Below are 24,510 nucleotides of genomic sequence, written 5' to 3' on the forward strand. Positions count from 1 at the left end.
CCTGGAATGGGGAAGGCTTTTTCATCTGATCGATGCCTGCCTTCCAGGAAATGAAGCGGCTTTTCACGTGCTGATTACTGATTGTCCAAAGATGCGCGAACAAACTCGCGGAACAATGGCTGCGGGCGGTTCGGGCGCGAGATGAATTCCGGGTGGAACTGGCAAGCGACAAACCAAGGGTGATCGGCAACTTCGATGATTTCAACCAGGCGGCCATCCGGGCTCGTGCCTGTGAATTTGAAGCCGGCTTTTTCGAACTGTTCGCGGAATTCATTGTTGAACTCGTAGCGATGGCGATGTCTTTCGTAAACGAGCTCTTCTCCGTATGCTTCATACGCTTTCGAAGTCTTGTCGAGCTTCGCTGGGTACAAGCCAAGGCGCAATGTGCCGCCCAAATCTTCGATGTCTTTTTGTTCCGGCAGCAAATCGATGACCGGGTACAAAGTTTTCGGGTCGAGTTCAGACGAATGTGCGCCGTCTAAGTTCATGATATTGCGTGCATACTCGACAGAAGCAAGTTGCATGCCGAGGCAGATGCCGAAGAACGGCACTTTATTTTCGCGTGCGTATTGCGTTGCAAGGACTTTTCCTTCTACGCCGCGGTCGCCGAATCCGCCCGGCACAAGGATGCCGTCGCAATCCTTGAGCGTTTCAGCTACATTTTCTGCGTTGACGTGCTCTGCGTTGATCCAATCGACTTCAATATCTGAATCGAATGCGAAACCGGCGTGCTTCAACGATTCCACGACGGAGATATAAGCATCTTGAAGTTCCACGTATTTGCCGACAAGGCCGATTTTAACGGATTTCTTCAAGGATTTCACTTTCTCAACGAGTTCGTTCCACTCGGTCATGTCCGCTTCTGGCGCTTCGATGCCGAAATGATCCAAGACGATTTGGTCCATATGCTGCTCCTGCAAACGAAGCGGCATTTCATAGATGACGTCAACATCGCGGGATTCGATGACTTCTTCGGATTTGATGTCGCAGAACAATGCGATTTTATCTTTCATGTCCTGAGGCACTGGATATTCCGTGCGCACGACGATCAAGTTTGGCTGGATGCCGAGGCTGCGCAATTCTTTTACGCTGTGTTGTGTCGGTTTCGTTTTCATTTCTTTTGCAGCGCCCAAGTAAGGAATCAATGTACAGTGGATATACATGACTTCCTCGCGGCCAAGGTCCGAACGCATTTGACGGATCGCTTCTAGGAATGGCAGCGACTCGATATCGCCGACCGTTCCGCCGATTTCCGTGATAACCACATCGGCTTGAGCCGTTTTCGCTGCGCGCAATAGGCGGTCCTTGATTTCATTCGTGATGTGCGGGATGACTTGGACAGTGCCGCCCAAATAATCGCCGCGGCGTTCTTTCTGAATGACCGTCGAGTAGACTTTCCCTGTTGTCACGTTCGAATATTTGTTCAAGTTGATGTCGATAAAGCGCTCATAGTGGCCAAGGTCCAAATCCGTTTCCGCGCCGTCGTCGGTCACGAATACTTCCCCATGCTGGTAAGGACTCATCGTACCTGGGTCAATATTGATATATGGATCGAATTTTTGAATCGTGACGCTAAGGCCGCGGTTTTTCAGAAGGCGCCCAAGAGAAGCTGCCGTGATCCCTTTGCCTAATGATGAAACCACTCCACCTGTTACGAATATATACTTTGTCATGCTCTGTTTCCTCCTCGAGTAATGAAATAAAATGTGATCGTTCTACAACTTGCAGTCCCGAATCGTGTTCAGCCAGAAAAAGCTTCGGCCATCCAAAAGAGCGGATGGCACGGGTCTTTGCCACCGATCGGCAGCACTAAAAAAATAAAAAGCGCTCCTCCTGCAAAGCGTGCAGGGGGAGCGCGTTAGCTATACGAATCATCTCTCCTATTTTAAGGAGCCCAGTAAAATCTTATCCTGTACAGCCATTTCCGTCAAGGTGAAAAAAAGTTCAGACTACTTCAGCCCATCCTCTTCTTCTTCTTCCTCTTCGTCATCTTCTTCGTCGATGATGTTGCCATCAAGGTCTTCTACGAGTACGCCGACATCTTCCACTTCATCGACATCGTCGTCATCATCTGTCGAATCAAAATCAAGATCAACGACCGGTGCTTTGACAGCCACTTCGTCGTCATCATCATCGTCATCGTCGTCGTCCGAAGAAACATCGCCATCGTCTTCGCCGAAATCTTCGAAGTCCAGTTCGTCTTCCAACTCGAGATCCATATCGTCGAAGTCATCGTCCGTCGATTTCGATTTCTTCTTCTTGCGGGCTTTGACCGTCGGTGCAGATTCTTCTTCGATCTGCTCGACCGGATACCACTCGCGAAGGCCCCAGCGGTTTTCGCCAAGGATCAGGAAGCGGCCATCAATGTTCATGTCAGTGTAATACTGTGCAAGATGCGCTTTCATCTCTTCTTCGGAGAGGCCGATCAATTGCTGCAATTCAGCGACTAGCTCTGAAAAAGTTTTCGTTTCTTTGGTTTCTTCCAAAATGGCATATGTTAAGTCGACGAACGACTCTTCTAGCAATTCTTCTTTCGTTAATTCACGGATGTTCATTCGTGCACGTCCCTTCTTGTATCGTAACTTAATCCATTATATACAAAGTCCTTGCTGTCCGCTACCGGGATTTCTTTTTTCTGCGCATAAGCTGATCCCACCCGAAATAGAAAAAGTAGGCGGACAGGATTAAAAACGGTATCGAGCCGAGTGCTCTATTGTACAGTACAATAAGCAGCACGACCGCTGCAATGATGATGGCGTAATGGGCAGCTTTGGGCATGGTGTCATCCATCTCTTTTCTTTAGAGTTTCAACTTCTTTCATTATAACGGACTTGCACCGCCAAATCGACCGAAGTGCCGGATGATTCCATTTGTTGCTATTGTGATGAATGAAATGTGTCAAGCAGTGGAATGCATTGGATTTTTGTATAGAAAATGTTTGTGCCGGAGATTGCGCTGCAAGGGGACGCTTTCTGAGGGGGCCGGCTTCAGCCGCTTCCCTCGCTGACGCTCAGTCCAGGGTCTTCAGCTCGTCCTGATCCCTCCAGAGTCGCCCCTTTTCGCTTCATCTCTAAGTGTAGTGTGGAAATAAAGTTCATCTTTCATTGAAATTAGTGTGGACAGTTTTGGACACATTCTAATGTATAAATTGAATAGTCACTAAGCATCTACATATCTATCAAGTTCAATTGAGCGTCGTCACCAGCGGATGAAGTCAACTAACAGCGACACTTCCTCACACGCAAAATATAGGGAGTTCTATCAGCCGAACTGCACACAAGGGCTAGCCGAAGCAATGAGACAAGTGCTCTTCTTGGCTTATTGCAAGAGGCCAGCCCAAAGCGGGAGGCGATTGATTTGTGAAGAAATAATCAACGAACCATTCACCTCGCTCACTCGTCCAACTCACTCCACACACTCCCGTCCAGCTAAGCGGCACCCACAAACGGATGAAACGAATGAACACAGACGCTTTCTCACACAAAAACTTCAACGAAATTTATCAGCCGAACCGCGCATAAGGGCTAGCCGAAGCAATGAGACGAACGTCCTTCTCGGCTCATTGCGGGAGGCCAGCCCCAAGCGGGAGGCGGCTATTTAAAGATGAAACAAACAACGAACGACACATCTCGCTATCAAGTCCAACTAAGCGTCACCACACGCGGATGAAAACAATTAACAGCGATACTTCCTCGCATGCAACATCCAATGAAATCTAAAAGTCGAACCGCGCACAAGGGCGAGCCGAAGCAATGAGACAAGCGTTCTTCTTGGCTCATTGCGAGAGGCCAGCCCCAAGCGGGAGGCGGCGATTTAAAGATGAAATAAACAATGATCGACACATCTCGCTATCAAGTCCAATTAAGCAGTCGCCTCCAATAGAATTAATGGATGACTATTTGAGCTCAAGCATCACAAAAAAATCCCCTCGCCTGTTTCCAGGCAAAGGGAGGAATCTTACATATTTCTGCGATACTGGCCGCCTACTTCGTAAAGTGCTGTGGTGATTTGGCCAAGGCTTGCGACTTTGACTGTCTCCATGAGCTCTTCAAAAATATTGCCGCCGGTTTTCGCAACTCGCTTCAAGCGTTCCAAGGCTTCATCTGATGGGTTGCGCTCCTGGAACGAACGCAAATTGTTGATTTGCGCTTCTTTTTCCTCTTGCGTCGCACGGGCAATTTCCATCGCATTGATGTCATCGTCCGATTGCGGGTTCGGGTTCAAGTATGTGTTGACCCCGATGATCGGCAATTCGCCGGTATGCTTCTTCATTTCATAATGCATGGATTCTTCCTGGATTTTGCCGCGTTGGTATTGTGTTTCCATTGCGCCAAGAACACCGCCGCGGTCATCGATGCGGTCGAATTCCGTCAAGACAGCTTCTTCGACCAGCTGAGTCAATTCTTCGACGACAAACGCACCTTGCAACGGATTTTCATTTTTTGATAACCCATGTTCTTTTGTGATGATCATCTGGATGGCCATCGCACGGCGCACCGATTCTTCTGTCGGCGTCGTGATCGCTTCATCATAAGCGTTCGTGTGGAGCGAGTTGCAGTTATCCTGCAATGCCATGAGTGCCTGCAAAGTTGTGCGGATATCGTTAAAATCGATTTCCTGTGCGTGCAAGCTGCGGCCGGAGGTCTGAACGTGGTATTTCAGTTTCTGGCTGCGTTCGTTGGCGCCGTATTTATCGCGCATAACAACCGCCCAGATGCGGCGTGCCACTCGCCCGATGACTGTGTATTCCGGATCGAGGCCGTTCGAGAAGAAGAACGACAAGTTCGGTGCGAAATCATCGATGTTCATGCCGCGGCTCAAATAATACTCAACGTATGTGAAGCCGTTTGACAAAGTGAACGCCAATTGGGAAATCGGGTTCGCGCCTGCTTCTGCTATATGGTAGCCGGAAATCGATACGGAGTAATAATTGCGCACTTTGTGGTCGATAAAGTACTGCTGGATATCGCCCATCATGCGAAGTGCGAATTCCGTCGAGAAGATGCACGTGTTCTGCCCTTGGTCTTCTTTCAGGATATCCGCTTGGACCGTTCCGCGCACGACTTGCAAAGTGGCTTCACGAACTTCCGTAAATTCTTCGACCGTCAATGTACGTCCAAGTTCTTCTTCGCGTTTTTTCACTTGCTGGTCGATTGCCGTGTTCATGAACATGGCAAGAATAATTGGTGCAGGCCCATTGATGGTCATCGATACAGATGTTGAAGGCAAGCATAAATCAAAACCGTCGTACAATTTCTTCATGTCTTCAAGCGTACAGATGGAAACTCCCGATTCGCCGACTTTCCCGTAAATATCAGGACGGTGGTCTGGGTCTTCTCCATACAAGGTTACCGAGTCAAAAGCGGTCGATAAGCGTTTAGCGTCGTCACCTTTTGACAAATAATGGAATCTTCTGTTCGTGCGTTCTGGAGTTCCTTCTCCCGCGAACTGGCGCTTTGGATCTTCGCCGGCGCGTTTGAATGGAAATACGCCAGCTGTATACGGGAATGCACCCGGCACGTTTTCAGCATAGACCCAACGCAAGATTTCGCCGTAATCCTTGAATTTCGGCAATGCCACTCTTGGAATTTTAATGCCTGATAAGCTTTCAGTCCGCAGCAAAGTGCGCAGTTCCTTATCGCGCACTTTAGTGACAAGTTCATCGCCTGCATAATCAGACTGCAAGGACTCCCAATTGTTGAGAATTCGTTTTGACTCTGCGGTTAATTCATCACGCACACCTGCAGCAAGTGATTCCAACGAGTCGACCAGTGCGTCGTTCGGCGCGTTGTTTTTAACTTCTTCTATGGCGCCTTCCAGCTGGAACAAGCGGCGGGCAAATGAAGCTTGCTCTGCGCTTTTCGCGTGGTAGCCGCGCACTGTTTCCGTAATTTCCCGCAAGTAATAACGGCGGTCATTTGGAATGATTAAGTTTTCTTTTTGTGTTTTAGCGAACGCCTCGTAGCTCGTTTCCCAATCGGTGCCGCATTTTTCGTTAAGGGTGCCGACGAGTGCCGCAAATAAGGCATTCGTCCCTTTATCGTTGAACTGGCTGGCGATGGTGCCATATACCGGCATATCGTCCAGGTCCTTGTCCCATAATAAGTGGCTGCGCTGGTATTGTTTCTGCACTTGGCGGCGTGCATCTTCTGAGCCTTTGCGCTCGAATTTATTAATGACGATGAGGTCGGCGTAATCGATCATATCGATTTTCTCGAGCTGTGTCGGCGCACCGAATTCACTCGTCATGACGTACATCGAAGCATCGGAAATGCCTGCGATTTCAGCGTCGCCTTGCCCGATGCCGCTCGTTTCCACGACAATCAAATCGAAGCCTGCCGCTCTCACGACATCCAGCACATCGCCGATTGCAGCGGACAATTCAGTTCTCGACCCACGTGTGGCGAGGCTGCGCATAAAGACACGCTTATTGAATATCGCGTTCATGCGGATGCGGTCACCGAGCAGCGCGCCGCCGGTTTTTTGTTTCGTCGGGTCAATCGATAAAATGGCGATTTTCTTGCCCGGCAATTCCGTCAAGAAGCGGCGGATCAACTCATCCGTCAACGAGCTTTTCCCGGCTCCGCCTGTTCCGGTGATCCCTAGAACCGGCGTGTTTTTCGATTTTTCACGTACTGCTTTCATCAATTCGGTTGTGTCGAGATTTCTCGTGTGCGCTTCTTCAGCGGTTGTGATGACATTTGCCAGCGCTACCGGATTGTCAGCGGACATCTCATCGAGCGAGACATCTTCTTTCGCTGTCGAAAAATCACATTTCTCGACGATTTCCGCGATCATGCCCTGCAATCCTTTTTTACGCCCGTCTTCAGGAGAGAAGATGCCGGCGATGCCGTAATCTTCCAGCTCGCGGATTTCACGCGGCAAGATAACTCCGCCCCCACCGCCGTAAATTTGGATATGCCCAGCTCCACGTTCTTGTAGCAGGTCATACATGTATTTGAAGTATTCCATGTGGCCGCCTTGATAAGACGAAATGGCGATTCCTTGGACATCTTCCTGGATCGCTGCATTGACAACTTCTTCCACCGAGCGGTTGTGCCCGAGATGAATGACTTCTACACCGTTCGCCTGTAAAATCCGGCGCATAATATTGATCGATGCATCGTGACCGTCAAAAAGAGCGGACGCGGTTACAAACCGGATATGATGATTCGGCTGGTACGTCGTGCTTTCTTGAATTGTAGCCATTATAATCAAGCCCCCTGTATCGTGATTTTTTCCCCTGCCATCCCCTGCAGCAGAAACTTCGTTTGCATTTCAATAAATTCCCCAATGGTGTACTCATCCAGCGCCCAGCGCCTGAACGCCCACATCTGCCCTTGTACGAACAAATGGTGGGAGGCCAGAACAATTTCTTTTTGCGACAGGGACAATTCCCCTGACGCGGCGCATTTCGCCAGAAGCCGTTCGAACAAGGCCGTCATTTCGAGTTCCTTGTTCAATACATAACGCAGCGCGTCTTTGGGCAAGGATTTGGATTCCTGGTACATGACGACGAATTCATCCTGCATATCATCAATCAATGTATAGTATTGCTCGAGTGCTTTGACCAGCGTCTCGAGCGATCCTTCCTCCAAATCCAACCGGTCAAGCCGTGCGTTGACTTCGTCGTAGATTGAGTCGCACACAAGATAGAGCACGTCTTCTTTTGTGCGGATGTATTCATACAATGTACCGATGCTGAAACCGGCTGCTTTTGCAATTTCCCTCGTTGTCGTCCGGTGAAAGCCCTTTTCTTTAAAAAGCGTGACAGCGCCGCTGATCATCTGTTCACGGCGCTTTTCAATCAGGCTTTCGTCTTTCACGGAGGACTGAATTTCACGCTTTTTTGTCATGGGCCGACCCTCCGTTTATTTTGTGACCATACGGGAAATGACCAAACGCTGGACTTCCTGTGTGCCTTCGTAGATTTGCGTAATTTTCGCATCGCGCATGAAACGCTCAACCGGGTAATCTTTCGTGTAGCCGTAGCCGCCGAAGACTTGAACCGCTTCTGTTGTTACTTTCATTGCTGTATCGCCAGCCATCAATTTTGCCATGGCGGATTCTTTGCTGTAGGACAATTTATTCGACTCAAGCCATGCCGCTTGATACGTCAACAGGCGTGATGCTTCGATCGATGTCGCCATGTCCGCAAGCTTGAACGAAATCCCTTGGTTCGCTGCGATTGGCTTGCCGAATTGTTCACGCTCTTTTGCGTAGTCGACTGCTGCGTCCATTGCGCCTTGTGCGATGCCGACAGCTTGTGCTGCGATGCCGTTGCGTCCGCCATCAAGCGTCTGCATAGCAATTTTAAAGCCTTGGCCAAGTTCGCCGAGCACGTTTTCTTTCGGCACACGGCAGTTGTCGAAGATGATTTCAGTTGTCGGGCTCGAACGAATCCCAAGTTTTTTCTCTTTCTTGCCGACAGAGAAGCCTTCGAAATCTTTCTCGACGATGAACGCTGTTGTGCCTTTATGTTTTGAGTCTGGGTCAGTCACGGCGAAAACGACGTAGATATCAGCGATGCCGCCGTTTGTGATGAAGATTTTCGACCCGTTCAAGACGTAGTGATCGCCATCTTCTTTGGCGCTCGTTTTCATGCTTCCTGCATCTGACCCTGCAGATGGTTCAGTGAGTCCGTAAGCGCCGACTTTTGTGCCTTCTGCCATTGGGCGCAAGTATTTTTGCTTTTGCTCTTCCGTTCCGAATGTATAGACCGGCCATCCTGCAAGTGAAGTATGGGCAGAAAGAATAACGCCGACAGAACCGTCTACGCGGGACAATTCTTCAACCGCGATGCAATACGCCAAATAATCCGAACCGATGCCGCCGTATTCTTCCGGCCAGGGAATGCCTGTCAGGCCGAGTTCCGCCATTTGATGGAAGATTTTCATATCGAAGCTTTCTTCTTCGTCGCGCTGTTCTGCTGTCGGAGCAACCTCGTTTTTCGCGAAGTCGCGAACCATTTTGCGGATCATTTTATGTTCTTCAGATAGTTGAAAGTTCATTGTGTCATTTCCCCCAATTATTTTAGTAGTTGTTTGCTGATGACGATGCGCTGGATTTCACTCGTGCCTTCATAGATTTCCGTGACTTTGGCGTCGCGGAATAAACGCTCGACCGGATAGTCTTTCGTGTAGCCGTAGCCGCCGTAAACTTGGATGGCTTCCGTCGTGATGTCCATCGCCGCTTTTGAAGCGAACAGCTTCGCCATTGACGATTCCTTATTGCACTCGATACCTTTTGCATACATATCGGCTGCGTTGTAGACGAGCAGTTTAGCCGCTTCGACTTGCGTCGCCATATCGGCAAGTTTGAACCCGATGCCTTGTTGCTGGGCAATTGGTTTTCCGAACTGTTCACGCTCTTTTGCATAAGCTACTGCGTAATCATATGCAGCTTCTGCGATGCCCAAAGCTTGTGCGGCAATGCCGATGCGCCCGGCATTTAAGTTCGCCATGGCGATCGAAAAGCCTTTGCCTTCTTCCCCAAGCAGGTTTTCAGCCGGCACTTCCATATTCTCAAACGTCAATTGCACAGTCCGCGAACCGTGCAGCCCCATTTTTCTTTCATCTTTTCCGACAACAAACCCTGGGAAATCTTTTTCCACGATAAAGGCGGAAATTCCGCGAGGGCCTGCTTCCGGATTGGTCGATGCGAACACGATATACGTATCGGCTTCGCCGCCATTGGTGATATAGACTTTCGAACCGTTCAGGATATATTTTCCATCCTTTTTAACAGCACGTGTTTTCAACGCCGCTGCATCGGATCCGGCGGATGGCTCCGTCAAACAGAAGGCACCTAAATATTCGCCCGTTGCCAATTTCGGAACGTATTTTGCAATTTGCTCTTCTGTCCCAAAATTGATGATCGGGTTAGTGCCGACCGAAGTATGAACCGACAGAATGACCCCGATGACACCGCTTGCTTTAGACAGTTCGTGGATGGCCGTGATATAAGAAGTGAAATCCATTTCCGAGCCACCGTATTTTTCAGGCGCGGTGATGCCCATGAGTCCGAGCCCGCCCATTTTCTTGATGATATCCGTCGGGAATTCGCCTTCTTCCATGCGTTCGATAAAAGGCATAATTTCTTCTTTTGCAAAATCGCGCACCATATTGCGCATCATTAATTGTTCATCTGTAAAATGCAGGTCCATTAAGGCTCCCCCTAAATCTTAGTTGTATTCGTAGAAACCGCGTCCGGTCTTTTTGCCGAGCCAGCCGGCTTTCACGTATTGGCGCAGGAGCGGGCTTGGACGGTATTTGCTGTCGCCGAAACCTTCGTGCAGCACTTCCATAATGTAAAGGCACGTATCCAAGCCGATAAAATCAGCCAGTTGAAGCGGACCCATCGGATGATTCATGCCGAGCTTCATCACTTCATCGATCGCTTCTTTCGTTGCGACGCCTTCTTGCAGCGTGAAGATTGCTTCATTGATCATCGGCATCAGAATGCGGTTCGAAACGAATCCAGGGAAGTCGTTTACTTCGACTGGCGTTTTCGATAATTTCACCGTCATGTCTTCGACTGCCTGATACACTTCGTCCGTCGTTGCCAGACCGCGGATGATTTCGACCAGTTTCATGACCGGTACCGGGTTCATGAAGTGCATGCCGATGACTTGTTCCGGGCGATTCGTCGCTGCTGCGATTTCGGTGATTGGCAGTGAAGAGGTGTTCGATGCGAGAATGGCATGTTTCGGTGCCACTTCATCCAAGGTTTTGAAGATCGTCGATTTGATCTCCATGTTTTCGACAGCGGCTTCGATGACGATGTCGACATCATGCGCGTCTTTTAGATCCAAAGAAGATTGGATGCGGCCGAGCACTTGCGATTTCTCGTCTTCAGTCATGCGCCCTTTTTCGACATTGCGTGACAAATTTTTTGTGATGTTGGCAATGCCTCGATCATAGGCTTCTTGTTTCATATCGTTCAGTTTTACGTTAAATCCAGCTTGTGCGCAGACTTGCGCGATACCGGAGCCCATTTGGCCGGCTCCGATGACCATGACGTTTTGGATAGACATCTTTAGTTTTCCTCCTTCGGTACTTCGATCATTACAGCATCGCCTTGTCCGCCGCCCGAGCAGATTGCGGCGATTCCGATGCCGCCTCCGCGGCGTTTCAATTCATAAGCGAGCGTCAAGATGATGCGCGCCCCGCTTGCACCGATCGGATGGCCGAGTGCGACAGATCCGCCGTTGACGTTGACTTTTTCTTCGTCAAGGCCAGCAATTTTCGAACTCGCCAGCGCCACTGCAGCGAATGCTTCGTTGATTTCAAACAGATCGATTTCTTCTAATGTTTTGCCAGTTTTTTTGAGTAATTCATTGATGACGAGCCCCGGTGTTTCCGGGAAACGATGCGGTTCGACCGCGACTTCTGTATGCCCTACGACATGAGCTAATACGGATTTCCCGTCTTTTTGTGCGCGTTCTTCACTCATCAATACGAGTGCTGCTGCTCCATCATTGATTCCGGGTGCGTTGCCGGCGGTAATCGTGCCATCTTTGCCGAATGCCGGGCGCAGTTTCGCCAGCACTTCAGATGTTGTGCCTTCACGCGGCGCTTCATCCTGATCGACAGTAATTGGATCGCCTTTACGCTGAGGCACTTCCATCGCCGTAATTTCTTCTGAAAAATGATCGCGCGCTTTAATTGCTCGTTCGTGGGAACGTGCTGCCCATTCGTCTTGTCTTTCACGTGTCAGTTCGAAGGTTTCTGCCGTCGAGTTGCCATATGTGCCCATATGCACTTTGTCCGGGTGGAAGGAACACGACAAGCCGTCATGGACCATGCCATCTACGACTTGTGAATCGCCCATTCGAAGGCCGAAGCGTGCTTTTGGCAAATAGTAAGGCGCGTTCGACATCGATTCCATGCCGCCTGCGACGATCAATTCTTCGTCTCCTAAGCGGATGATTTGGTCTGCTAACGTGACAGAGCGCAAACCGGATGCACATACTTTATTGATCGTTTCAGATTTCACGTGGTAAGGAATGCCAGCTTTTTTAGCTGCCTGACGGGATGGGATTTGCCCTTGTCCTGCCTGCAAGACATTGCCCATGATGACTTCCTGCACATCTTCAGGATTTACTTGCGAACGTTGGAGCGCTTCCTTGATCGCTGCTGCTCCGAGGTCGCTTGCCGTGAATGAACTGAGTGACCCGCCAAATTTTCCGAATGCTGTGCGTGCTCCATCAATGATGACCGTTTTTGCCATTTACAATTCCTCCTCATGTTTTGGAAACGTTTTCATAAAAACTAAAATTTTTTCAGCCTCAATCGGCTGATTTTGCTTTTCTTGATGTCTAGCAAATTCCAGCCAGGTTCTCGGGTCATAAGCCAACCCAGCTGTGTGGCAAATAGCGCCACTTCGCCGGTTCGTCTTATGCCGGTCGAAGATCGGCTGGTTTTGCTTTTCTTGATGTCTAGCAAATTCCAGCCAGGTTCTCGGGTCATAAGCCAACCCGGCTGTGTGGCAAATAGCGCCACTTCGCCGGTTCGTCTTATGCCGGTCGAACCTGATCGGCTGGTTTTGCTTTTCTTGGTTGACTGAACGCTCGCTCGGTTTGTTTACATAAGAAAAGGGAGTGCAACACTCCCTTTCTTTTTTCTCTATGTTGTTATTCTACTCAATTTTCTGTTAGTTGGCAAATCTATTTATTGGACGATTTCCTCAACTGGCGGTGCATCTTTTCCTAGAACTGCCATCTCAAGAAGTTCAGCGACATCGTATGTGCCGACTTGTTCTTCGACTTCTTTCGCTTTCGTTCCGTCTGACAACATCGTTAAGCAGTACGGGCATCCGGAAGAGATCATCGTCGGGCTCACTTCAAGCGCCTGCTCGGTGCGGGCAACATTGACGCGGTGTCCGGCATCTTCTTCCATCCACATCAAGCCGCCACCGGCTCCACAGCACATGCCGTCCTGGCGATTGCGGACCATTTCAACTAGTTCAACACCTTCAATCGCTTTCAGGATTTCACGCGGCGCGTCGTATACATCGTTGTAACGGCCAAGGTAGCAGGAATCGTGGAACGTGATTTTCTCGTTTACTGCATGCTGTGGCTTCAATTTGCCTTGCTGCACAAGGTCAAAGAGCATTTCCGTGTGGTGATAGACTTCTGCTTCAAAGCCGAAATCCGGGTATTCATTTTTGAAGATATTATAGGCATGCGGATCGATCGTCACGATTTTCGTGACACCGGCTTTTTCGAATTCTTTAATATTGGCAGTGGCAAGTTCCTGGAACAGGAATTCGTTTCCGAGGCGGCGCGGCGTATCGCCGGAGTTCTTTTCTTTATTGCCAAGAATCGCGAATTTGACGCCCGCTTCGTTCATCAAGCGTGCGAAGGAAAGCGCGATTTTCTGAGAACGGCTGTCGAATGAGCCCATCGAACCGACCCAGAACAAATACTCGAACTCTTCTCCAGCTTTGCTCACTTCTTTGACCGTTGGGATCGAGATATCTGGACGAGCATCTCTCCAGTTTTCTTTTTCCTTGCGGTTCAAGCCCCATGGATTGCCTTGCTTTTCGATGTTAGTCATCGCGCGCTGGGCATCTTTATCCATTTTCCCTTCAGTCATGACCAAGTAACGGCGAAGGTCAATGATTTTGTCGACGTGCTCGTTCATGACCGGGCATTGGTCTTCACAGTTGCGGCATGTTGTACAAGCCCAAATCTCTTCTTCAGTAATGACGTCGCCGATCAAGCTCGGGCTGTAAAGTTCATCGATTGAGATGCCTTCAGCGCCTGCAGCCATCGCCAATTGGTTTCCTTGCGTATTGCTGAATGCCATAGCCGGCACCCATGGTTTTTTCTGCGTCATGACAGCACCTGTGTTTGTCAGGTTGTCGCGAAGTTTGGTAATCAGATCCATCGGCGACAGCATTTTGCCGGTTCCGGTAGCCGGGCACATGTTCGTGCACCGCCCACATTCGACGCAAGCGTAGAAATCGATCATTTGGGCTTGCGTGAAATCCGTGATTTTACCGACGCCGAATGTCGGCATCGCGTCTGGATCTTCTTCGTTTTCTTCTTCCATATCCTCAAAATTGATCGGTTTCAAGCGGCCGACGTGATCCAGACGGTGGAACCATGTGTTGACCGGTCCAAAGATCAAGTGGGCATGCTTTGATTGTGGAACGTAGACCAAGAATGTCAATAGGAACAAGAGATGCGCCCACCACATAATATAGAAAATGGTCACTGCAGCAGTTTCTGGCAGCCAAGCGAATCCAGCTGCGATTACACTTGCGACAGGTTCTGTCCAAGCTCCTTCATGGCCGTGCCAGATCATACTCATGCCGTTTCCGACAAGGACCGTAACCATCAAGCCGCCGATGAAAATCAAGACAAGACCGGATTTCCAGCCGCGCTTCAGGCGGACCAGCTTTTCGATATAGCGTCTATAGAATGCCCAGACGACAGCGACCAGAATCGTCAACGTGACGAATTCCTGGAATAATGTGAATGCCGGATATAATGGGCCAAGCGGCAAATGCGAATCAGGCGACAAGCCTTTGATGATGAAATCGATGGCACTCGCTTGCACGAGCAGGAAGCCATAGAAGAACATCACGTGTATCGCACCGCTCTTTTTATCTTTCAATAGCTTCTTCTGGCCAAACACGTTGACCATTACTTTGCGGACCCGTTCATTGAAGTTTTCTTCGAAATCCACTTTTTTGCCGAGCTTGATGTAATCATAACGCGACTTCAGCAAGTAGATGAACAAGTAAACGGCGTAAGCGGTTACAAGTATAAATAAAACCCAGTTAGCGATGAGCAAAAACTCCATCGTGTAGTCCCCCCTTGTTGAATGTGTAAATCCCCAATTCTACTCCAAAGTTTACGTGAACTGCGGCAGAATGTCGATACTATGTTCTAGTTTAAAAGTGAATGAGCATTCAGTCAATAGAAATCTATAGCCTTGGCGAAATATAATTTCCAATAACTGATATTCCACGCGCCCCTGCTGCCTTCCTGCATACTGAAACAATTGAGACCGCTGTCTTCCGGCTGCTTTTTCCGAGATAAGCTTCTTTACACCATTCGCCAATGTCTTTTCTCCACAAAAAAACCGCCGGGTAGGCGGTTCATTCAATCAATTCGCGAAAATGTTTTCCGAATAGGCGCTTTGCTTCCTCGACTTTGCTTGTTTTGATACCGATCAACAGGCAAGTGGCAGGCCCGCCAGACGCTTCCTTTTCAATTCCTTGTGTTAGCGGCACACTGCGGCCAAAAAGCTTTTCCGCTTCCCGCTCAATCCCTCCTGATCCAATCGGCCAGATGCGCTCGATTTGATCGCGGTCGAGCGCGGTTTTGACGATTCGCAAATCGGCAATCCGTTCGGGATGAGTTATGACCGCTTCCCCGATGAGCGGCTCTCCGTAGATAAACCATTCCAGTTCATGCGGATCGGCGAGCATGCGAAGCTTTTGCCCGATGATGGTCACCGCCAGCGCCGATTGCAGCGTCTTGATATTGCTTTCTGTACTTCCTGACACCGGCGGCACCGGCATATCTAGCTCGGAAAATAATTGCGTGATGCCCGAGACATAACGCGGCCAGTGCTCTTCACCGCTGAAATTATGGAGCAGGATGGCAGTTGCTTTTCCACCAGCTGCCCATTGTTCAGCTAAAGCGACACGCGCAGCGAACTTCGCGGCGACTTCATCCGGGGCGTTTACAATATCATGCGGCTTCTCCCCGATTGCCGCAGAATTATCCGTGGTAATGACCAGCCCATCAACCATCAATTCGTTGCGCATCAGGCAAATCTCCTCGCAGCTTCGGTGACGAACGGGGCGACGAGTAACGCGGCTGCGGCATTAATCGATGCCGCCAACAGCAATCCCGGGACGGAGGCATAGAAAAAGGCAGGAGATAGCAAGAAGTAAAATGGCACCGCCGCCAACAAGCCATTTCCGATAATGAATGCTATCCATTTCCACCAGGTCTTGCCGTTGCTATGCAGTTTCGCGAACAGCCAGACGACCGCAAACATCTCCAGCGCAATCAATAAATGAAACGGGCCGAGCGGCATACCGCCGAATAAAGCCGATAACAAGTGGCCCGCAGCGGCGACAAAGCCGGCAAGCGGTGCCACGAGAAACAGGGCGGCAATAAGCGCCGGCATGGCATCAAGTGCAATCGACGCGATGCCGAGCGGAATTTTCACCATGCCGCCAATTGCGGACAAGCTGATAAAAATAGCGGCCAGGGCAATGTGCTGCGTTTTCATTGTTATTCCTCCCGCTTTTTCGAACGCCCGCCGTTCTTGAAGACTTTGGCGCTGCGCACATATTCGTTGTCCGCTACATCCATTCGTGAATTGGCAACGCGTGCTGCCGCAAACAGATAGTCGGACAAACGGTTCAAATAACGCTGGATGACCGCCGGGAATTCCTCGCCGGCTTTAGCCAGGCTTACGGTGTGGCGCTCCGCACGGCGTGTAATCGTGCGTGCGATATGCAAAGTCGCTGCAGCGGGCGTGCCTCCCGGAAGGATAAAACGCTCAAGAAGCGGCGGTTCGTCCATCAATACATCGATGCGGCGTTCCAGATGCTCGACCGATTCCTCATTGGTCTTGTATTGCGGCGTATTGCGGACATCCGCCAAATCGCCGCCGCAATCAAACAACTCATTTTGGATTGTTTGCAAATCTTCCAGAAGATCGGCGAATACATCGCGGTCAAGTTCTGTCATCGCTTTTCCGATAAATGAATTCACCTCATCGATTGTCCCGTACGCTTCTACGCGTGGGTCATCTTTGTCCGTCCGTCCCCCGATTAATCCTGTCTGCCCTTTATCCCCGGTTTTCGTGTAGATATTCATCTCGACCATCTCCTTTGATTGTTTGTGGAATGCCGTACCAAATACGTGTGATGTGCTGAGCGTTTCCGAATAAATACTGATAGCTGCGTCCGGTGACATCGCGCCATTCGCGCTCAAGCGGATCGATCGGCACGATGCCGCGGCTGATGTCGGTCAAAATCCAGATGCGGTCGCCTGCGCTTTCCGCGAGTTCACGGATTGCCGCTATTATATCCTGTTCCCGGCGTTGCTGTTCCAGTTGCTTGCGGATCCATTGCTCCAATCCGGCAATCACTGCGCTCTCACCCGGTGCCGGCATTTCGCCTTCTAGCCAAACGCTTGAATCCAGCTTTACATGTTCTTTTACATACTTGCGTTTGCCGTTAAAGGCTCCGCCGAATACGATACGCATGGATGTCCCTCCTTATACGCTGACTTGCTCGCCCAGGTGACGGTATAACAATGCCCATGTGCTGCTTGCTGGGAAAAGAATGGCTGTTCATTTGCCTTGGACAGCAGGTAGCGAATCGGCCCTCCGTGAGTGACCAGCGTAAAATCTCCTGTTTCGGAAAAAGCATTTATTGCCTGATCAACCCGTTCCGCCAGTTGCTGGAAGCTCTCCCCGTTCAGGGGCTGCACTGCTTCGGGGTCATCAATCCACTTGCGGTAGCGTTCGTTAAATTGCAACTCGCTGTAAGTGCAATTTTCCCAATCCCCGAAATTCAGTTCCCGCAAATTTGGAACTGCCCGGTAACTGGCATTCGGAAACAATAGCTGGGCCGTTTGCCGGCAACGCATCAAATCGCTCCCCCACACGAGGTTGATAGTATGATCCGCTTTTGCTTCGAACGGCAAAATCGGTTCATCGGTCCAGCCGATATATGCCCTCCGCACATTGCCGGCGGTCGGCGCGTGTCGGATCAGATGAAGAACAAATGCATTCCCCATAACAACAGCTCCATTCCTTCTGCGTATGCCCCAAGCAAATCGCCCGTGACACCGCCGAAATTCTTGTCGCACCATTTTTTATAAGCAAATGTCACAATGGGCACAACAACCAAAAAGGCGAGCGCCACTGTCCAGCCACAGAATATAAATAAGATGGCAAGCACAAGCAGCGACCAGGCGAACATTGCTGACAATATCGTCTTGCGGTCGATCAAGCGCTGAAAATAAGCCGCGAGCCCTTCCGTTTTCGCCGGCTTTGCAATAGCTGACAATATGGACAGACCGACCCGGCTGACAATCGGCACCGCTGCAATGGTGATCAGTGACACAGTCGGGATCAGTTCTGCGAGCACAATGATCTTACCGACAATCGCAAAAATCAGCACCATCGCCCCGAACGCGCCAATGCGCGGGTCTCCCATGATTTCCAGACGTTTGTTCTTGTTCTGGTATGAAAAATAAGCGTCGCCGGTATCTGCCAGCCCGTCGAGGTGCAAGCCTCCGGTTATCGCCCACAATAATGAAGCCAGCAAAAACGCACTCATTAACGGGCCGATATCGGCGGTTTCCTGCATTAGCCAGATCGCGGCTGAAGCCATTGCCCCCATCATTAACCCGACCACAGGCAACAAGCTGTACATTGCCGTCACTTGCGGTTTTTTCATTGGAATCTCTTTATGTACCGGAATGGATGAAAAGAATTGAAATGCGAGCAGCAAGCCCCCAAGCGTCCGATTCGCCATCCGCATCACCTTCACTTTCTTCGAATTGCAAGGCCGTTCTCCATTTCAATCGCATGATCTGCGCGGCTTGCGAGCCATTGGTGAATCTTTCCGAGCCACTCTTGATAAGTATGGTCGACAAGCGGTTCATCCAGCACTTCATTGGAAACGACAGCAAAATAAACGGCTTTTTCACGGATCGAATCGATGGTGTTTGTCAGCTCCTGCCATCTCTGCTCCATGCAGCCGGGCGTGTCTGCGCATAAACTGCCTTGCTCAAACCCTTCATACAGTTCATTTGCGAGCCAGGTCGTGACGCAATCCCACAACACCGCGTCATTTTGCCGGATGAGCGGCAAAGCTTCGGACAATTGCTGCGGCTGTTCAATTGTCCACCAGCCGTCTTGTGCACGGTCGCTGCGGTGGCGTGCGATGCGTTCTGCCATTTCCGGGTCACGGGCGATGCCGCTGGCAATATATACGATTCGTTCAGAGGGGGCGCCGCGCACAAGCATTTCAGCATAAGCGCTTTTTCCGCTGCGCACTCCCCCTGATATGAAAACTAGTTGTCCTGGAACCATTGCTGCATCTCCTTTCTCAACCGTTCCATTGCTGAGGCGCTTTTCATGCCGATGCGAAACCATTCGCCGTCCATTCCTTTAAATGAATAAGTATGGCGTAAGACGATTCCTGCTTCTAGCATGGCATGGAAAAATGGCTCTGAACGCTCCGGATTGGGTAATTGAAAACACAGGAAGTTGGCAGCTGACGGCACAAACGGACAGCCCATCATTTCCAGATAAGCTTCCATTTTCGCTCGTTCACTGGCTGCCGCACGGATAATTCGCTCCCGGTACGCCTCTTCAGAAAAACAGCGGGCCCCGGCTGCGGCCGCTAAACCGTTGACATTCCAATGGGCCGCGCTTCTTGTCAATTCGCGGATGATGCTGGACTCGGCAATAACGTAGCCAAGGCGAAGACCCGCAAGCGCATACATTTTGGTCATCGACCGGACGATGATAACATGCGGATACCTTTTCAGCAGCGGAATGAACGATGCGTGTTCTCCGATAAAATCAATAAACGCTTCATCGATTACCAGCTCACACTTTCCTTTGCACAACGTTGCGATTTCTTCGAGTTCCGCCAAATCCAGCAAGCGCCCGGTTGGATTATGCGGATTGCATACATACAATGCATCGCAATTTCCCACCTGTTTTTTTACGTCTTCTAGTTTCAATTGCCAAGCATGTTCAGGTTTTAAATCAATTTCCAATATATGGATTTTACCAGATTCCAAGGTGCTCCGATATTCAGAAAATGCCGGTTCCACTAAGGTCACCCGTTTGCCACGGTAACGCTTTGCAAGCCAGGTAAAGATTTCTGCAGCACCGTTTCCGGCAGCGACCCGCTCTTTTCCGACGCCGTGGTATTCGGCCGCCGCTGAACGGAACGGCTCGGCTAGCGGATCCGGGTATGAACTGAGCAAATTGTAAAAATCTCCCCATTGCTCTTTTAAAAAAATGGGCGGCCCGAATGGATGGACGTTTTCACTGAAATCGATCACTCCCGAAGGTTGCTTGTGCCCCGCTTGTTCATAGAGGCGATGTGGATTGGCTCCGTGTTCAGGTAATTTCAAGCAGGATTCCCCCTATCGCAATCAGCACGAAAAAACTGATCGCGGCAATATTCATTTGATTCACCGCGCTTCTAATATGGGGTGCTTCGAGTTTGAACAATGGTTCGCCCATTTTAGCGCGAATCGACCGGACGCCGCCATAGGAGTTCACGCCCCCAAGTTCAATGCCCAACTGCACAGCCGTTGCCGCTTCCAGCCAGCCGCTGTTCGGACTCGGATGTTTCCTGGCATCGCGCAGCCAGATCGACAGGCGTTGTTTCAACGGCATGCCGCTTTCATTTCGGGTGAATAACACAATCAACAAGCCGGTCACACGGCTCGGCACGTAATTCAATACATCATCGAATTTTGCGGATGCAAAACCGAAATCGCGGAATTCTTCATTTTTATAGCCGACCATCGAATCGCATGTATTGACCGCTTTGTAGATCCATAACCCAGGCGCGCCGAACAATAGCGCCCAAAACATCGGAGCGGTAATGCCATCGCTTGTATTTTCGGAAACCGTTTCGACGACGCCGCGGGTGATTTCGCTTTCTCCCAAAGCTTCCGTGTCGCGCCCGACAATCCATGACAGCTTGTTGCGGGCAAGCGCAAAATCACCTTGGACGAGCGGTGTGTACACATCTTCCGCTGCCTGTTTCAAGCTTTTCTGCGATAAGCCGGAAGCGATCAACAGCGCTTCGGCTAAAACTCCGATCGACGGATGGAGCGAATAGGCAATAGTAACGATCGCGACCGTTACTGTTGCGACAATCGCCAATACAATCGAAAGCATGGCAAAGCCATTGCGAAACGCATGCTTTGGAACATTCAGGCGGCTCTTCAACCTATTGATCAATGAACCGATCCAGCGAACAGGATGCGGCCATGCCGGCGGATCCCCAATTAGGCGGTCGAGCAATAGGCCGATGCCGATGGCCAACACATGGTGGATCATACTTTTTTCGCCTCGCGGTAAAGCTGGATCGCTTCAACTGTACATTCGAAGACACCCGTGCCGATGAGTTTCCCGACTTCGGTGATCGGCCCTGCATACTGCAGCGCTTCTCCTTGCTGTGTAGCGGCAACCAGGCAGCTATCGGTTGAGGTGCCCGTCGCGATTGTCCCAGTCAAAGGATCGATGACTTCTTCGTGCTGCAAAGCTTTCGTTTTGGCTTCCGTCGCCGTGATCATCGCTTGAATAAAAGCTTCATCCGACAGAATGCCGTTGACCATGATCCACGTGTTGATGGTGCCGACGCGCTGTTCGCGCGCCACGGCCTGCGATACATCGACGCCGTTGCCGACACCTGCTGTCACCGCCACGACGATGCTGCCGAAATCCCCCGCGTATTCACGGACAATGGCATACTCTGTGCGGACAGCGGTCATCATCGCTACGGTATCCGTCGCTTTCAATCCGCTGTCTTCGATATAGTCGACGATTTCCTCAAAACTATTGTCGATATTATAGCTGGCATCGACGCGTCGATTGAGGAAATTGCGGAACCAGCCAGAACCCGCGTTGACGACGGCAGACGAAACGGTTTTCAGCGGAAGCTGGCTTTGGTAAGCGACAAATTCCGTTGTCACGAGAAAATCTTCAGCTCTCACTCGCTGCCCCGCCGGTTTTCTGCGAACACCAGGCAATAGGGTGATTTGCGGCTTCGGCAGTTCCGGATGGGGGTGATTGCTGACACGCGTCTGGTAGACAGCTTCGACATCATGCGTCCTGACAACTTCATGGGGCTCTCCTTTTCGGACGATGCTTCCTTCGTCCATCAGTAGAAGTTCATCGCAATACATGGAAGCCAAATTGATGTCATGGAAAATGGAGATGATCGTCAATTCTTTTTCGATCGCCTGTTTTTTGATGGTATCCAGCAATTCTTTCTGGTGGTTGATATCGAGATGGTTGGTCGGCTCGTCAAGCAGCAGAACCGCCGCGTTTTGCGCCAAGGCTTGCGCTACGAAAACGCGCTGCTGTTCGCCGCCGGACATCTCTTCAAGTAATGTCGATTCATAGTGGCTGATGTCCATGAGCTTCATCGCTTCCTGGACTGCCGCTTCATCTTCTTCGGACCAAGACGAAAACCAGCCGCTTTGGTGCGGGTACCTGCCGAGAGAAACCGTTTCACGGACAGTGTGTGAAAAAGCATGCGCGTGCAGCTGCGGCAAGACTGCCATCTTGCGGGCCAGTTCCTTGGCTGGGAAATCGCCAACCGGCTTGCCGTCGATCCGGACAACGCCGGATGTCGGCTCCAAGACGCCGCTGATTAATTTCATCAAGGTAGATTTGCCGCTGCCATTCGGTCCCAGTATGCCAAGCATGCGGCCTTTTTCAACACCGAATGAAATGCGATCGACAATTTTCTTGTCGCCATAGCCGCCTGACAACTTTTCAATTTGTAACATTTAAAGCCCTCCTCTGCGCTGTCGGAAAAAGATGAATGCAAAGACCGGCGCTCCGATAAATGCGGTAATCACACCAATCGGCAATTCGGTCGGTGAAATGATCGTCCGCGCCACCAGGTCGCAAACGATTAAAAGCGCAGCCCCGTTAATGAACGATAACGGCAAGACATGGCGGTGGTCAGAGCCCCATACGAGGCGCGTGATGTGCGGAACGACCAAGCCGACAAATCCGATGGTTCCAGATACGGCAACTGCTGATCCCGTGAGGACCGATCCACCGATCAAAATCGCCATCTTGCTCTTCTTGACGTCTACACCCAAATGTTGTGCACGTTCTTCCCCGAACAGCATCGCGTTTAATTCACGGCGGTAAAGCCATAAGACGAATGAACCGACAAGCACAAACGGCAGCGCCATCTGGACGTAGGGCCAGCCGCGCATCGACACGCTGCCAAGCAGCCAGCCGATGATCTGGCGCAGTTCTTCACCGGTCAACGCAATCATCAAAGACATGATCGACCCCAGGAATGAACTGAAGATGATGCCGGTCAAAATAACTGTTTCCATCTTCATCGACCGGTCGACAAGCCGCGCAAAGCCCATGACGGCGAGCATCGTGATCAATGCGCCGATCATGCTGATGACCGGCAAGGTGAACAGGCCGAGAAACGGAATGGAGATGCCGAAAAAAAGCGTCATCACGGCACCGACAGCGGCACCGGACGACACTCCCAAAGTATATGGATCAGCGAGCGGGTTTTTCAGCAAGCCTTGAAAAGCTGCGCCCGCAATCGCAAGTGCCGCACCGACTAGTCCCGCAAGCACCACACGCGGCATGCGGATATTCCATAAGATATTAGCCGCTGCTTCGTCCGATGAAGGATTCCAGATAACCGCCGGTGAAATTGGCACCGTCCCGACCGTCACTCCGAGCACTACTGCCCCGCCCAATAAAATCAGGGAGACTACATAGGCTAGTGCAGATTTACTCACTGAAGGTCTCCGGATAAATCACTTCTGCCAAAGTCATCAAGCCTTCCGTCAAACGCGGGCCTGGACGCGTGACAGTATCGGGGTTCAATTCATAAATGGCATCTTCTTGCACGGCCGTCACATCTGCATAACCGCTGCGCTCTTTGATCAATTCAGCAGCATTTTCGATATAACCGCCTTCTGTCGTGATGATGATTTCAGGGTTTGCCGCAACGACTGCTTCCGGATCCATGCTAATCCAGCCTTCTTGATCACCCGCGACATTTTCAGCTTGGATCATCGTCAGCATTTCGTGGATGAACGTACCTGTCCCAGCTGTATAAAGTTCCGGTTCGCTGCCAATCTCCACGAAGACCGATTTGGATTCGTCGACACCAGCCGCCAGTTCTTCAACTTCTGCGACTTGCGCTTCCATTTCTTCAATTAACCCGTCCGCTGCTTCCACCGCACCTGACACTTGGCCGATGACAGAAATCGTTTCATAGACTTCATCAAATGTTTCTGCGTTTTCTACCACAAAGACATTCAATCCAGCATCACGCAACTGTTGATACCCTTCAGTTCCCATGCCGAGCCCTGATTCATGGGCTAAAACGACATCTGGCTGCAGGCTGATGATTTTCTCTACATTGAATTCCTGGCCGCCGATTTTTTCTAGATCCGCTACTTCTTCGGGATAATTGTCAAAATCCGAAACGCCGACCATTTTTTCGCCCAACCCGAGTTCATAAGCGATCTCTGTATTGGAAGGAATCATCGAAACGAATGATTCTGGTTCTTCTTCGATGACCACTTCATCGCCCATTGCATCCACTAATGTGACCGGAAATTCCGCTTCCGCTACTTCCGACGGCGGTTCAGCCGGTGTTTCTACATCTTGATCTTCGACAGGTGCCGCCCCATCGCCGCATCCAGCTAGTACAATGGCGGCCATTCCTGCAGCCGTCCCGAATTTATATATGTTTTTCATCTTTATTCCT

21 protein-coding genes are annotated in these 24,510 nt (G+C 50.5%); all 21 read right to left on the reverse strand.

All coding sequences use genetic code 11. The features are described from left to right. Positions 1-74 precede the first annotated feature (74 nt). Positions 75-1,673 carry a CTP synthase gene (locus tag AUC31_RS12110; RefSeq protein ID WP_058382943.1) on the reverse strand — a complete coding sequence of 533 codons (1,599 nt, stop codon included), beginning with the start codon at positions 1,671-1,673 and terminating at the stop codon, positions 75-77. A gap of 276 nt (positions 1,674-1,949) precedes the next feature. After that, on the reverse strand, positions 1,950-2,555 hold the full coding sequence (rpoE, locus tag AUC31_RS12115; protein ID WP_058382942.1) for a DNA-directed RNA polymerase subunit delta: 606 nt from the start codon (positions 2,553-2,555) through the stop codon (positions 1,950-1,952). A 1,402-nt stretch (positions 2,556-3,957) separates the two neighbouring features. Further along, entirely contained in the window at positions 3,958-7,209 is a 3,252-nt protein-coding gene (icmF, locus tag AUC31_RS12120; RefSeq protein WP_058382941.1) for a fused isobutyryl-CoA mutase/GTPase IcmF, read from the reverse strand. A 5-nt stretch (positions 7,210-7,214) separates the two neighbouring features. Continuing rightward, the gene (locus AUC31_RS12125) at positions 7,215-7,856 is read right to left on the reverse strand and encodes a TetR/AcrR family transcriptional regulator (RefSeq protein WP_058382940.1); all 642 of its coding nucleotides are present in this window, start codon (positions 7,854-7,856) and stop codon (positions 7,215-7,217) included. Positions 7,857-7,871: 15 nt separating this feature from the next. After that, positions 7,872-9,011: an acyl-CoA dehydrogenase gene (locus AUC31_RS12130; RefSeq protein WP_058382939.1), complete on the reverse strand. Its 1,140-nt coding sequence runs from the start codon at positions 9,009-9,011 to the stop codon at positions 7,872-7,874. Between the two features lie 17 nt (positions 9,012-9,028). After that, positions 9,029-10,165 carry an acyl-CoA dehydrogenase gene (locus AUC31_RS12135; RefSeq protein ID WP_058382938.1) on the reverse strand — a complete coding sequence of 379 codons (1,137 nt, stop codon included), beginning with the start codon at positions 10,163-10,165 and terminating at the stop codon, positions 9,029-9,031. Positions 10,166-10,183: 18 nt separating this feature from the next. Next, on the reverse strand, positions 10,184-11,035 hold the full coding sequence (locus AUC31_RS12140; protein WP_058382937.1) for a 3-hydroxybutyryl-CoA dehydrogenase: 852 nt from the start codon (positions 11,033-11,035) through the stop codon (positions 10,184-10,186). 2 nt (positions 11,036-11,037) lie between these two features. Then, the gene (locus tag AUC31_RS12145) at positions 11,038-12,231 is read right to left on the reverse strand and encodes an acetyl-CoA C-acetyltransferase (protein ID WP_058382936.1); all 1,194 of its coding nucleotides are present in this window, start codon (positions 12,229-12,231) and stop codon (positions 11,038-11,040) included. A 440-nt stretch (positions 12,232-12,671) separates the two neighbouring features. Then, the gene (locus AUC31_RS12155; RefSeq protein WP_058382934.1) at positions 12,672-14,813 is read right to left on the reverse strand and encodes a (Fe-S)-binding protein; all 2,142 of its coding nucleotides are present in this window, start codon (positions 14,811-14,813) and stop codon (positions 12,672-12,674) included. A gap of 298 nt (positions 14,814-15,111) precedes the next feature. Continuing rightward, positions 15,112-15,786: a hypothetical protein gene (locus AUC31_RS12165; protein WP_058382932.1), complete on the reverse strand. Its 675-nt coding sequence runs from the start codon at positions 15,784-15,786 to the stop codon at positions 15,112-15,114. Next, positions 15,786-16,259, reverse strand: coding sequence for an ECF transporter S component (locus AUC31_RS12170; protein WP_058382931.1), 474 nt, complete (start codon positions 16,257-16,259; stop codon positions 15,786-15,788). The genes AUC31_RS12165 and AUC31_RS12170 overlap by 1 nt, the downstream gene beginning before the upstream one ends. A gap of 2 nt (positions 16,260-16,261) precedes the next feature. Beyond that, entirely contained in the window at positions 16,262-16,852 is a 591-nt protein-coding gene (locus tag AUC31_RS12175; protein ID WP_058382930.1) for a cob(I)yrinic acid a,c-diamide adenosyltransferase, read from the reverse strand. Beyond that, positions 16,824-17,243, reverse strand: coding sequence for a bifunctional adenosylcobinamide kinase/adenosylcobinamide-phosphate guanylyltransferase (locus AUC31_RS12180; RefSeq protein WP_058382929.1), 420 nt, complete (start codon positions 17,241-17,243; stop codon positions 16,824-16,826). Before AUC31_RS12180 ends, AUC31_RS12175 begins: the two co-directional genes overlap by 29 nt. Continuing rightward, on the reverse strand, positions 17,195-17,779 hold the full coding sequence (locus AUC31_RS12185; protein ID WP_058383797.1) for a histidine phosphatase family protein: 585 nt from the start codon (positions 17,777-17,779) through the stop codon (positions 17,195-17,197). The genes AUC31_RS12180 and AUC31_RS12185 overlap by 49 nt, the downstream gene beginning before the upstream one ends. Then, complete coding sequence (gene cobS, locus AUC31_RS12190) at positions 17,752-18,522, reverse strand: adenosylcobinamide-GDP ribazoletransferase (RefSeq protein WP_058382928.1); 771 nt, start codon at positions 18,520-18,522, stop codon at positions 17,752-17,754. Before cobS ends, AUC31_RS12185 begins: the two co-directional genes overlap by 28 nt. Positions 18,523-18,533: 11 nt before the next feature. Then, positions 18,534-19,082, reverse strand: a complete 549-nt coding sequence (locus tag AUC31_RS12195; RefSeq protein WP_058382927.1) for a bifunctional adenosylcobinamide kinase/adenosylcobinamide-phosphate guanylyltransferase — start codon at positions 19,080-19,082, stop codon at positions 18,534-18,536. Continuing rightward, positions 19,064-20,140 carry a pyridoxal phosphate-dependent aminotransferase gene (locus AUC31_RS12200; protein ID WP_058382926.1) on the reverse strand — a complete coding sequence of 359 codons (1,077 nt, stop codon included), beginning with the start codon at positions 20,138-20,140 and terminating at the stop codon, positions 19,064-19,066. The genes AUC31_RS12195 and AUC31_RS12200 overlap by 19 nt, the downstream gene beginning before the upstream one ends. Beyond that, positions 20,127-21,080: an adenosylcobinamide-phosphate synthase CbiB gene (gene cbiB / locus AUC31_RS12205; protein ID WP_058382925.1), complete on the reverse strand. Its 954-nt coding sequence runs from the start codon at positions 21,078-21,080 to the stop codon at positions 20,127-20,129. The genes AUC31_RS12200 and cbiB overlap by 14 nt, the downstream gene beginning before the upstream one ends. Then, entirely contained in the window at positions 21,077-22,537 is a 1,461-nt protein-coding gene (locus AUC31_RS12210; protein ID WP_058382924.1) for an adenosylcobinamide amidohydrolase, read from the reverse strand. Before AUC31_RS12210 ends, cbiB begins: the two co-directional genes overlap by 4 nt. Next, the gene (locus AUC31_RS12215; RefSeq protein WP_058382923.1) at positions 22,538-23,530 is read right to left on the reverse strand and encodes a FecCD family ABC transporter permease; all 993 of its coding nucleotides are present in this window, start codon (positions 23,528-23,530) and stop codon (positions 22,538-22,540) included. It lies immediately after the preceding gene. Further along, positions 23,523-24,500 carry an ABC transporter substrate-binding protein gene (locus AUC31_RS12220; protein ID WP_058382922.1) on the reverse strand — a complete coding sequence of 326 codons (978 nt, stop codon included), beginning with the start codon at positions 24,498-24,500 and terminating at the stop codon, positions 23,523-23,525. The genes AUC31_RS12215 and AUC31_RS12220 overlap by 8 nt, the downstream gene beginning before the upstream one ends. Positions 24,501-24,510: the final 10 nt, after the last annotated feature.

Source organism: Planococcus rifietoensis, from assembly GCF_001465795.2.
Classification (GTDB): domain Bacteria; phylum Bacillota; class Bacilli; order Bacillales_A; family Planococcaceae; genus Planococcus; species Planococcus rifietoensis.

Excerpts from the sequence above, each read along its gene's own strand:
- AUC31_RS12110 (WP_058382943.1), bottom strand. The coding sequence starts at position 1,673 with ATGACAAAGTATATATTCGTAACAGGTGGAGTGGTTTCATCATTAGGC.
- rpoE (WP_058382942.1), bottom strand. The coding sequence starts at position 2,555 with ATGAACATCCGTGAATTAACGAAAGAAGAATTGCTAGAAGAGTCGTTC.
- icmF (WP_058382941.1), bottom strand. The coding sequence starts at position 7,209 with ATGGCTACAATTCAAGAAAGCACGACGTACCAGCCGAATCATCATATC.
- AUC31_RS12125 (WP_058382940.1), bottom strand. The coding sequence starts at position 7,856 with ATGACAAAAAAGCGTGAAATTCAGTCCTCCGTGAAAGACGAAAGCCTG.
- AUC31_RS12130 (WP_058382939.1), bottom strand. The coding sequence starts at position 9,011 with ATGAACTTTCAACTATCTGAAGAACATAAAATGATCCGCAAAATGGTT.
- AUC31_RS12135 (WP_058382938.1), bottom strand. The coding sequence starts at position 10,165 with ATGGACCTGCATTTTACAGATGAACAATTAATGATGCGCAATATGGTG.
- AUC31_RS12140 (WP_058382937.1), bottom strand. The coding sequence starts at position 11,035 with ATGTCTATCCAAAACGTCATGGTCATCGGAGCCGGCCAAATGGGCTCC.
- AUC31_RS12145 (WP_058382936.1), bottom strand. The coding sequence starts at position 12,231 with ATGGCAAAAACGGTCATCATTGATGGAGCACGCACAGCATTCGGAAAA.
- AUC31_RS12155 (WP_058382934.1), bottom strand. The coding sequence starts at position 14,813 with ATGGAGTTTTTGCTCATCGCTAACTGGGTTTTATTTATACTTGTAACC.
- AUC31_RS12165 (WP_058382932.1), bottom strand. The coding sequence starts at position 15,786 with ATGCGCAACGAATTGATGGTTGATGGGCTGGTCATTACCACGGATAAT.
- AUC31_RS12170 (WP_058382931.1), bottom strand. The coding sequence starts at position 16,259 with ATGAAAACGCAGCACATTGCCCTGGCCGCTATTTTTATCAGCTTGTCC.
- AUC31_RS12175 (WP_058382930.1), bottom strand. The coding sequence starts at position 16,852 with ATGAATATCTACACGAAAACCGGGGATAAAGGGCAGACAGGATTAATC.
- AUC31_RS12180 (WP_058382929.1), bottom strand. The coding sequence starts at position 17,243 with ATGCGTATCGTATTCGGCGGAGCCTTTAACGGCAAACGCAAGTATGTA.
- AUC31_RS12185 (WP_058383797.1), bottom strand. The coding sequence starts at position 17,779 with ATGGGGAATGCATTTGTTCTTCATCTGATCCGACACGCGCCGACCGCC.
- cobS (WP_058382928.1), bottom strand. The coding sequence starts at position 18,522 with ATGGCGAATCGGACGCTTGGGGGCTTGCTGCTCGCATTTCAATTCTTT.
- AUC31_RS12195 (WP_058382927.1), bottom strand. The coding sequence starts at position 19,082 with ATGGTTCCAGGACAACTAGTTTTCATATCAGGGGGAGTGCGCAGCGGA.
- cbiB (WP_058382925.1), bottom strand. The coding sequence starts at position 21,080 with ATGATCCACCATGTGTTGGCCATCGGCATCGGCCTATTGCTCGACCGC.
- AUC31_RS12210 (WP_058382924.1), bottom strand. The coding sequence starts at position 22,537 with ATGTTACAAATTGAAAAGTTGTCAGGCGGCTATGGCGACAAGAAAATT.
- AUC31_RS12220 (WP_058382922.1), bottom strand. The coding sequence starts at position 24,500 with ATGAAAAACATATATAAATTCGGGACGGCTGCAGGAATGGCCGCCATT.